The organism is Microcoleus sp. PH2017_35_SFW_U_B (assembly GCF_020737865.1).
GTDB lineage: Bacteria > Cyanobacteriota > Cyanobacteriia > Cyanobacteriales > Microcoleaceae > Microcoleus.
In genome coordinates, this window is sequence record NZ_JAEQDE010000177.1 from 1 (window position 1) to 9,070 (window position 9,070).

Here is a 9,070-nt window from a genome sequence, read left to right on the forward strand (position 1 = left end):
TAATCGATTAGGACGAGTACACCTCAAAATAAGTCGGCAACGTGAAGAACACGCTAAGAAACTGGCGCGTTGCGTAATCCAATCTAACGATTTGGTCGCTTACGAAGATTTGAGAATAAAGAATCTAGTAAAGAATCACTGTCTCGCTAAATCGATTAATGACGCAGGTTGGTATCAATTCAGAAAGTGGTTGGAGTATTTTGGTGTGAAATTTGGTCGGGTAACGGTTGCCGTTAATCCTGCTTATACTTCACAAAAATGTTCAAATTGCGGTGCAATCGTAAAAAAATCCCTATCCGTAAGAACCCACGTTTGTGAATGTGGATTTGTTATGGATAGGGATTGGAACGCAGCGATTAATATTCTGAAATTAGCCTTGAGTACGGTAGGGCATACCGGAACTTGGGTTTTAAGCCCGAACGCTTTGGGAGATTTGACCTCTACTTTGACGCTCAGAAATCCTGTCTGAGCAAGTTGAGTCTATGAACAAAGAATCCCCTCGCCTTTAGGCAGGGGAGTGTCAAACAGCTTCCCAGGCCCGGCGGCGAGGCGCAACAGCTTTTTTTCGGGAATTGCAGCAGCAAACTTGACAGGAGGCGCATCTAGCTGCAAAGCTCGAATCAGCACAGCGCTACCCACTCCCTCCGCATCCGTCACCACGTTAAAACAGTGATACATCCCGTAGATAAAGTAAACGTAGCCGATACCCGCACGCCCGAACATCGCCTGATTGCGAGGAGTCTGCTGTCGGTAAGCGTGACAAGCGGGATCTCCCGGGGCGTAAGCTTCTGTTTCCACAATCATTCCCCGAATCGTCTCCCCGTCAGGAAACTGGCGCACCAGAGTACAGCCCAGCAAATCAGGCGCTACGCTGGTAGATGGCCGCGCCAGCCAAAAAGATTCTACAATCTGAGTATTTGCACTCATTCAACAGGAGACAGTAAATTATGGACGTTAAGTTAGTTTTAGCAGTCTTGACAGCAGTTTTCACCGTGTGCTGTTTGTTCTTCGGCACAAAAAACGGCTTCTACGATAGTGACAAGTATCACGGTAACGGTTCTGCTCACTAATTTTAGCTGGTAATTAGTTGCTTAAAAAAACCGTTGCCTGAATCACAGGCGGCGGTTTTTTTTCGATCTAATATCAAATCCTGCTTAAATCCCCCTTATATCAAATCCGGTAGCATCGGAATTATTAATATTACCGAAATAAGGAGACTCAAGATGCCGTTTCCCTACAATGAATCTGGGGTAGGGAAACGGCATCTTGAGTCTCCTCGCTTGTCATTCCGGTGCAACCGGAATTGATATTATTTCTTAGTCCGCGCAGGGAAACGGCATCTTGAGTCTCCTCGCTTGTCATTCCGGTGCAACCGGAATTGATATTATTTCTTAGTCCGCGCAGGCGGACTTCGTATGTGTAGAAGCGATTTCAATCGCCGAGGGTTCAAGGAGATAACTGGAGATAATTAAGGATGAATGTTGCCATCGGGCATTTTAGTTTCCTGCATTGTAGCATTCTCGAAATCCGCGCATCCCGGAAGATTGAAACGCATTGTGGTTCCTCGGTCTGTTGATTTCATATTAAAACCAACTACTGCATTTTCTGGGTTATTCTTTTCGGGTACAGCACTGACTTTAAAATCCATATTTGCTGCTTGACCATTAGTATCAAGATTGAAACTTATGCCACTACATCCCAAATCAGAACCTGTCAGGTTGGCTTTATTCAAGTTGGCATTTTTTAGGTTGGCATTCGCCAGTTTTGCTCCTGATAAGTTAGCACCTTCTAGGTTTGCTCCCTGCAAGTTAAATCCTTGTAAGTCCATTCCCTTCAAGTTGACATTGCTGAGATTGCATTCTGGACACTGTTTGGTCTCCAGCAATTGCTTGACTTGGTTTTGCTGGTTAAAATCAGGTATGTATTTGGTTGCAGCTAATAAAAGGGCGATCGACAATCCAGCAGTAATTATATTTTGGATTTTCATAAAAATTCTGAAAAGCCACTGTGGCTTTCTATCTCGGTTAATTATTCATACAGCAGTGCGATCGACATCTCCAGAATTTCCACAAAAAAATTGCCACCATTTCAGACAAGCACGGAGGCGCAGTTAAATCCCGCCGGACTGATAAATCCCGCCTTCTCTCCCTCACCAGTGCTGCTTTTGGTTTCGGACTCGCCCCGTCCGGCTGCTTCACTTCGCTTTGGGCAGCCCACCAACAAACAAATTTTGCCGACTCCTACGCGGATGCTGGAATGTTCGGCAATCTGACCCCCGCCAGCGAAGATCCCTACGGCGATCCGGCGGATGAGGAAACCGCTTAAATCGAGTAAGTTGGCTAGAAAAATTACATGGTAAGCAAAATCACCCCCGCAGGGGTGATTTTTTGCCAGTTCTTTTCGTAGTTGTCAAAAACGGAGAGGGTGGGATTTGAACCCACGGAACCTTTCAGTTCACCTGATTTCAAGTCAGGCGCATTCGACCACTCTGCCACCTCTCCAGGCGCATAGATTTTATCATACCAGCAATTGCCGCTAACTACAAGCAGTAGCAGATTCAGTCTGCCGGTAAAGAATTTGTTCTCTTTGCACCGCGAAATCTTCCCCTACCCAGACTAAAGACATTTCCGACACTGTTCCTTTTTCCAGCAGGACGATCGAGAAATTCCGCAATTTCGAGCACTCTTTCTCCACAATTCGCGGTACGCTGGCCGCATTCAAATACACCGTACCCTTCGCACTCACCACTGACTTCCGCAACTCGTGCTTAGTATGTCGCAGTTGATGGTGCATATGACCAAAAGTTACCAGCGGTACGTGCTTTCCGGCGCTGCGAGTTCGATCGATCGCCTCAGCAAAATCCGGGTCGCCCCAATCCCCTCCCAGCGGCTTCCAATCACGCCCGCAGGGGTCTTCAGCAGCCTCTCCCAGCCCCGTCGGCCCCGTGTGACCAAGAAAAATCACATTTTCGCAGTCCGCATCTGCCGCCGCCCCTGCAATTAGCCTCGCCGACTCCTCAAAACTTTCTACGCCAAACCACTCCGAATAAAAATCGTTGTACTTCCACTCCGAACCTCCCCAAGTAAACGGGCGGCTTCCCACCACCGTTATGTCCAATTCGGGAAAATCCCGTTTCCCGTAACCGACGTGGGCTTCTCCCATTAAATCTAACTGCTGTTTTACCCGATTCTCAACGGCGCGATCGTACGGACACTGACTGCGGCCCCACTCCGTCGCCGTGTACCAAGCGTCGTGGTTCCCAAACACTGCTGCTTTCGGAATGTCCAAAGATGCGATCGCCCGCACCACCTCCACCGACTCGTTCCCAAAATCCCCCACAAACAGCGCCAAATCAACGCCAAGATGCTTCAGGGCCTCGCCGTCTTCCGCTTCCCAGCGATCGTGAACGTCCCCCACCACCGCAATTTTGATAGATTTAGTCTGATTCATTTGATTTGTCATGCGCGATCGATCCCTAGCCCCTTCTTCTTCAGCATAAGAAACAGCGACCAATTTTTGCACTCTCCCCCAGCCAATTTTAGATTTTAGATTTTAGATTTTAGATTATTTCAACCCAACCACCCGCTTACCACCGTTTTTGGTGAATTCAACTATAATTCAAAATATTAAGTCCAGCCGCCACCTTCCCCGGAATATTTTAACTGTGTTTACCACCGCACCTGCTCAAAACTTGACCCAAACCAGACTGCCCGACGACTTGTTTGCAGCAATTAACGCCCTCAAACAAGAGTTGAACGCCGTCATTCTCGCCCACTACTACCAAGACTCCGACATTCAAGACATCGCAGACTTCATTGGCGACTCCCTCGAACTTGCCCGCAAAGCCGCCAACACCAACGCCGATGTCATAGTTTTTGCCGGAGTTCATTTCATGGCAGAAACCGCAAAAATCCTCAATCCCCACAAATTAGTATTGCTACCAGACTTAAATGCTGGGTGTTCCCTCGCCGACAGTTGCCCGCCCGAAGCCTTTGCAGCTTTCAAAGCCGATCGCCCAGACCATTTAGTTATTTCCTACATTAACTGTACCGCCCAAATCAAGGCAATGAGCGACATAATTTGCACCAGCTCCAACGCCGTCAAAATTGTCAACCAAATTCCCGAAAATCAGCCGATAATTTTTGGGCCCGATCGCAATCTCGGCCGTTACGTCATCGAACAAAGCGGCAGACACATGGAACTCTGGCAAGGAGCCTGCATCGTCCACGAAAACTTTTCAGAAAAAAAGATAGTTCAACTCAAAATCGAAAATCCCGAAGCCGAAATCATCGCCCATCCAGAATGCGAACCTCCGGTACTTCGCCACGCCAATTATATCGGTTCAACCACCGCTTTGCTCAAATATTCTCAATCCAGTGCCAGCCAAGCTTTTATTGTCGCAACTGAACCGGGAATCATTCACCAAATGCAAAAGCAAACACCGCACAAACACTTCATCCCCGCTCCTCCTAACAATAATACCTGTGCTTGCAACGAATGCCCGCACATGAGATTAAATACTTTGGAAAAATTGTATCTAGCTATGAAAAATCAAACCCCCGAAATTACTATGTCTCAAGAACTGCAACGAGCAGCCTTGCAACCTATCCAGCGAATGCTAGAAATGAGCTAACGGTTGACAGTTGACAGTTGACAGTTGACAGTTGACAGTGTTTTAGGATGGGTTGAATCCAGGGATTAAATTAGTAATCGCGGACGCGAAAAAATCGGTTTCTCCGAAAAATTATTGTGGACGCAGGCGGCGCAGAAACCGGGTTTTTAGCCCCCCCTGCGTCCGGGACTGCATTAGGTCATTTCTTTAAAAATTATGAATAATCTATGATTTCCGAAAAACTGATTGTTTTCACCCGCTATCCCGAAGCGGGCAAAGCCAAAACTCGACTAATTCCTGTGCTGGGAAAAACAGGTGCTGCCAACCTGCACCGATTGATGGCCCAAAAGGCGATCGCCCGCGCCCTCTCTCTTCAAAACTCCCGCCGATTATCAGTGGAAATTCACCACACAGGTGGCAACCAACAACAGATGCAAGACTGGTTGGGAACAGATATTATTTATCAAAATCAAATAGACGGCGATTTGGGGGCAAAAATGACAGCAGCGTTTCAAAAATCTTTTAATTCAGGGGTTGACAAAGCTGCAATTATAGGAACTGATTGTCCCGATCTGAAAGCAGAAATCATGGCACAAGCTTTTGACAAACTGAGCCAGCACGATTTAGTTTTGGGCCCGGCAACAGACGGCGGTTATTATCTAATCGGGCTGCGCCGATCGATACCGGAATTGTTCAGCGGAATTAAGTGGGGAACCAGTGAGGTATTTTCTTCTACGCAGGCGATCGCCCAAAATCTTGACCTCAATATTGCTTATCTTCCCACTCTTGCAGACATAGATTTGCCGGAGGATTTGCTGCGTTTAGATATTAGTATTTTGAAATAAATAAACTATATTTAACTTCTCTGATTCATTAAAAATTGTCATCTATAAATCATAAAAAATACTTGATTGTGAAACCACAACGTCATACTATAGTAAATGTATTTGTCTAACCAAATGCAGCGGTTAGACAGCGCTTGCGACAATAGTCGCAAGCGCGAGAAAAAGCCAAAAATTAGCAAATAAATTAGTAAATAATCAAACTAGGGACAGTTTTTGATTGTCAATCTTAGAATCAGGGTTTCAGGGCGATCGAGAACGAGGGCAACGCTTGCCAGACACAGGAATTACCTGCGGGAAATCAAGGGTTTCAGACGAGGAACTCAAAAGGCAAGTTCGCGATCGCACTTTGCGACAAGAGTGAAACCCGGTTTCTTCGTATATTTATCGTGACCAGAGAGTAAAATTCGTAGAAACCCGGTTTCTATCCGCCCCATGTGTCAGCCATCAAACTGTCGCTACCTGTTGAAATAACAGATAAGCTTTGTACAAAACCCGCCCTCTCTCTCTCCAGCGGTGATCGATTCTCTATGCCGCCCGAAAATCTCAATCTCAAAATTTCCATTATCATTCCCGTCTTAAACGAAGCAGCTACAATTGCCTCAGTCATTTCCACCGCCCAAAATGCCAAAAATGTTGAGATTATCGTCGCCGATGGCGGCAGCAACGACGGTACCGCAGAAATAGCAACATCTTTGGGCGTCCGAGTTGTCTCCAGTAGCCAAGGCCGCGCCACTCAAATGAATGCAGGTGCGGCCTTGGCTACTGGAGATATTCTGCTGTTTCTCCACGCAGACACTCTTTTGCCTCCCGGCTACGACTCTGGCGCACGCCTTGCACTAGCCAAACCCCAAACAGTCGCCGGGGCCTTTGAACTCAAGATTGATGCCCGCACGCTCTGTCTGCTGCTCGTAGAAATAGGAGTAAACTGCCGATCGCACTTTCTGCAAATGCCCTACGGCGATCAAGCCATTTTTCTTTATTCAGCTATCTTTGACCAAATCGGCGGTTTTCCTGACTTGCCCCTCATGGAAGACTTTGAATTTGTACGCCGGTTGAAAAAACAAGGCCGCATCCAAATCGTACCCGAGCCCGTGTTGACATCCGCCCGCCGCTGGCAGCAGCTTGGGGTACTCAAAACCACCGCCATCAATCAAATAGTAATTATTGCTTATTTTTTCGGAGTGTCGCCCGATCGACTCGCTTTCTGGTATAGGAGACAAAAGAAAAATTCTTCCCAAAACTAAAGAATAGTGAACTTTTCTAAAGCTAGCTGCCAATTATGCAAATAGGAAACACGTCCCTGCGTAAAATATGACTTGAACGCCTCAATTTTTACGCACAGCGAGGAAAAAGAGAATATGGCCGATCCCAGAGATGCAGAGCTTATTAAACCCTTTAACGGCGACCCCTTCACGGGTCATCTCGCAACTCCCATCAGTGCTTCTGATTTCACACAAGCATTCATTGGGAATTTGCCCGCCTACCGCAAAGGACTCTCACCCCTAGTTCGAGGTTTAGAAATCGGTTTGGCACACGGTTATTTCCTTGTCGGCCCCCAAATCGTCTTAGGCCCACTGCGGGATTATCCAGAAGCAGCTAATCTCGGCGGATTAATTACAGCCCTCGTCTTAGTTCTGCTCGGCACAACAGGTATGTCTGCCTACGGTTTAGTCTCTTTCAAAAATGACAATAGCAGCTACCCGAGCGCCAATCCCATGACTCCCGAAGCCCTGAAAACCGGCGAAGGCTGGAGCCAGCTCACTGCTGGTTTCTTCATTGGCGGAATGAGCGGCGTCTTTGCTGCCTACTTCTTACTCGAAAACTTTAACGGCATCGATGCCATTTTCCGGGGTTTAGTCAACAATTAGACTCCACTCCCAAATATCCCTGTTGCCACACACTAACTTTAGTTTGGAGATTTTGATATGACAGGTTCCTACGCTGCTTCTTTCTTGCCTTGGATTTTGATTCCGGTTGTTTGCTGGCTGATGCCGGTTGTGGTAATGGGTTTGTTGTTTATTCACATTGAAAGCGACGCCTGAGCTACTACCTAGCTAGCGATTAAATAGACAAGGTGGTACACTTGTAGACAAATCTACGATGTACCATTTTGTTCAAACCCTGCGCGATTCCCAAAAAACCTTGGATTGTCAGTAAAGACACTCGCTTGCGCTGGGATGTTTCGGGCTGTCGGGTTATCGGTGAAATTAGCGTGTTGATGTCGAGCAATGCTTTTATCCATCAAAACAAAGTTAAAGCCGGCACAAGAGTCAGACAACAGTCATGAGCAAACACGCTGGAATAGTGAGGTTTACTTATAACTGGGGATTGGCTACTTGGAGCAACCTTGATCAAGATGGATTGAAGCCTAATAAATACCTACTCAAGAAATTCTTTAACAATCATGTAAAGCCTGAGTTTACATGGATTAAAGAAGCGGGAATTTGCCAGAAGATAACTCAATATGCTTTCGACAATCTTGGGGATTCCTTCTCCTTATTTTTCTCAAAAAAAGGTGGATATCCCAAATTCAAGAAGAAGGGGCATCATGATTCTTTCACGATAGATGCAGGTGGCAAACCAATTCCGGTAGGTGGTACGTCCATAAAGTTGCCGACTATCGGCTGGGTAAAAACCTAGGGCGGATTGCCTCACACCACCGTGCCGTGTCAATCACTATTTCACGTACCGCCGACAGTTGGTTTATCGCTTTTGCTTACGAACAGAAGAGCCAACTATAAAGCAACACGATGTTGTGGGTGTTGACTTGGGAGTTAAAGAGTTGGCAACCCTTTCGACCGGTGTTGTTTTGCCTAACCCAAAGCATTACAAAACGCATCTCAGTAAGTTGCGTAGGCTGTCAAAGGAGTTATCCCGAAAAAAACAAGAGGCTCTAGAAATAGATTTAAGGCGAAACAAAAACTAGCGAAGCATCATGCTAAGGAATGAAAATTTAATAACCTAGACGACTATCCCCCCCTTAGCCCTTACTGGAAAAGAAATGGGGAAGCAAAGTTGCTTAAATTATTCAATTTTCATTCCTAAGGTAGCGAATCTCAGAAAAAATACTCTCCATCAAATCACTACTTACTTATGCAAAAACCACGCAAAGATAGTAGTAGAGAATTTGAATGTTTCTGGGTTACTGTCTAATCACAAGCGAGCTTCGAGTTATCGCTGATTGTGGATTCTATGAATTCAAACGTCAACTAGAGTATAAATCTCAAAAGTTTGGCTGTGAAGTAATCATTGCTGACCGCTGGTTTCCTTCGAGTAAGACTTGTTCAAACTGCGGACATATTCAAGATATGCCGCTGAAAGAAAGGACTTACAACTATGGAAGTTGCGGTCATTCGATGGACAGGGATTTGAACGCAGCGATTAATTTATCGCGCTTGGCTAGAGCGTCAAAGCTTACCGAGGGATAGCCGCTCCCATGCCCCCGATGAAGTAAGAAGCAAATGTCTAGACTTGTCTAGGATTTGTATAGCAGCTTTACCCACAAAGCAAGACCTAAGGGACTCGCGGACAAATAAAATACCAGTCAAAATGGGATAATCGTGATATCCCATTTTGGTAAAGTTTCAGAACGTTGCCATGAGGGCAAATATTG

General features: G+C 46.2%; 15 protein-coding genes, 1 tRNA gene and 1 pseudogene. 13 read left to right on the forward strand and 4 right to left on the reverse strand.

Going from position 1 to position 9,070, the window contains the following annotated elements:
* Positions 1-509: pseudogene (locus JGK36_RS32950) on the forward strand (RNA-guided endonuclease InsQ/TnpB family protein); the annotation flags it as partial.
* Here the strand turns inward: JGK36_RS32950 and JGK36_RS32955 are convergent.
* A complete protein-coding gene (locus JGK36_RS32955) occupies positions 481-927 on the reverse strand; it encodes a DNA-3-methyladenine glycosylase (RefSeq protein WP_363319734.1) in 447 nt (148 codons plus the stop codon). The pseudogene JGK36_RS32950 and the gene JGK36_RS32955 overlap by 29 nt on opposite strands.
* 20 nt (positions 928-947) lie before the next feature.
* Between JGK36_RS32955 and JGK36_RS32960 the strand changes: the two genes are divergently transcribed.
* Positions 948-1,070 (forward strand): hypothetical protein, encoded by a 123-nt coding sequence (locus tag JGK36_RS32960; protein ID WP_096830678.1) that lies wholly within the window; start codon positions 948-950, stop codon positions 1,068-1,070.
* A gap of 398 nt (positions 1,071-1,468) precedes the next feature.
* On the opposite strand, the gene JGK36_RS32965 is transcribed toward JGK36_RS32960, so the two are convergent.
* Entirely contained in the window at positions 1,469-1,987 is a 519-nt protein-coding gene (locus JGK36_RS32965) for a pentapeptide repeat-containing protein (RefSeq protein WP_293187135.1), read from the reverse strand.
* Here JGK36_RS32965 and JGK36_RS32970 point away from each other — a divergent pair.
* The gene (locus tag JGK36_RS32970; protein WP_293187134.1) at positions 1,976-2,272 is read left to right on the forward strand and encodes a hypothetical protein; all 297 of its coding nucleotides are present in this window, start codon (positions 1,976-1,978) and stop codon (positions 2,270-2,272) included. The genes JGK36_RS32965 and JGK36_RS32970 overlap by 12 nt on opposite strands.
* A 144-nt stretch (positions 2,273-2,416) precedes the next feature.
* Here the strand turns inward: JGK36_RS32970 and JGK36_RS32975 are convergent.
* Positions 2,417-2,501, reverse strand: a tRNA-Ser gene (locus tag JGK36_RS32975).
* 34 nt (positions 2,502-2,535) lie between these two features.
* On the reverse strand, positions 2,536-3,450 hold the full coding sequence (locus JGK36_RS32980; protein WP_293187138.1) for a TIGR04168 family protein: 915 nt from the start codon (positions 3,448-3,450) through the stop codon (positions 2,536-2,538).
* A gap of 214 nt (positions 3,451-3,664) precedes the next feature.
* Between JGK36_RS32980 and nadA the strand changes: the two genes are divergently transcribed.
* The 10 genes from nadA (at position 3,665) to JGK36_RS34070 (ending at position 8,885) form a co-directional block, all read left to right on the forward strand.
* Entirely contained in the window at positions 3,665-4,633 is a 969-nt protein-coding gene (gene nadA / locus JGK36_RS32985) for a quinolinate synthase NadA (RefSeq protein ID WP_293187137.1), read from the forward strand.
* 206 nt (positions 4,634-4,839) lie between these two features.
* Positions 4,840-5,457, forward strand: coding sequence for a TIGR04282 family arsenosugar biosynthesis glycosyltransferase (locus JGK36_RS32990; protein WP_293187133.1), 618 nt, complete (start codon positions 4,840-4,842; stop codon positions 5,455-5,457).
* 217 nt (positions 5,458-5,674) lie between these two features.
* Positions 5,675-5,818, forward strand: a complete 144-nt coding sequence (locus tag JGK36_RS32995; protein ID WP_293187132.1) for a hypothetical protein — start codon at positions 5,675-5,677, stop codon at positions 5,816-5,818.
* 166 nt (positions 5,819-5,984) lie between these two features.
* A complete protein-coding gene (locus tag JGK36_RS33000) occupies positions 5,985-6,701 on the forward strand; it encodes a TIGR04283 family arsenosugar biosynthesis glycosyltransferase (RefSeq protein ID WP_293187131.1) in 717 nt (238 codons plus the stop codon).
* 114 nt (positions 6,702-6,815) lie between these two features.
* Entirely contained in the window at positions 6,816-7,325 is a 510-nt protein-coding gene (locus JGK36_RS33005) for a photosystem I reaction center protein subunit XI (RefSeq protein ID WP_293148482.1), read from the forward strand.
* A gap of 57 nt (positions 7,326-7,382) precedes the next feature.
* On the forward strand, positions 7,383-7,499 hold the full coding sequence (locus tag JGK36_RS33010; RefSeq protein WP_293148481.1) for a photosystem I reaction center subunit VIII: 117 nt from the start codon (positions 7,383-7,385) through the stop codon (positions 7,497-7,499).
* A gap of 68 nt (positions 7,500-7,567) precedes the next feature.
* A complete protein-coding gene (locus tag JGK36_RS33015) occupies positions 7,568-7,744 on the forward strand; it encodes a hypothetical protein (RefSeq protein WP_293201334.1) in 177 nt (58 codons plus the stop codon).
* Positions 7,741-8,097, forward strand: coding sequence for a helix-turn-helix domain-containing protein (locus JGK36_RS33020; protein WP_293201336.1), 357 nt, complete (start codon positions 7,741-7,743; stop codon positions 8,095-8,097). The genes JGK36_RS33015 and JGK36_RS33020 overlap by 4 nt, the downstream gene beginning before the upstream one ends.
* Positions 8,098-8,155: 58 nt before the next feature.
* Positions 8,156-8,383 carry a transposase gene (locus JGK36_RS34065; protein WP_363319285.1) on the forward strand — a complete coding sequence of 76 codons (228 nt, stop codon included), beginning with the start codon at positions 8,156-8,158 and terminating at the stop codon, positions 8,381-8,383.
* Between the two features lie 205 nt (positions 8,384-8,588).
* A complete protein-coding gene (locus JGK36_RS34070) occupies positions 8,589-8,885 on the forward strand; it encodes a zinc ribbon domain-containing protein (RefSeq protein WP_363319284.1) in 297 nt (98 codons plus the stop codon).
* Positions 8,886-9,070: the final 185 nt, after the last annotated feature.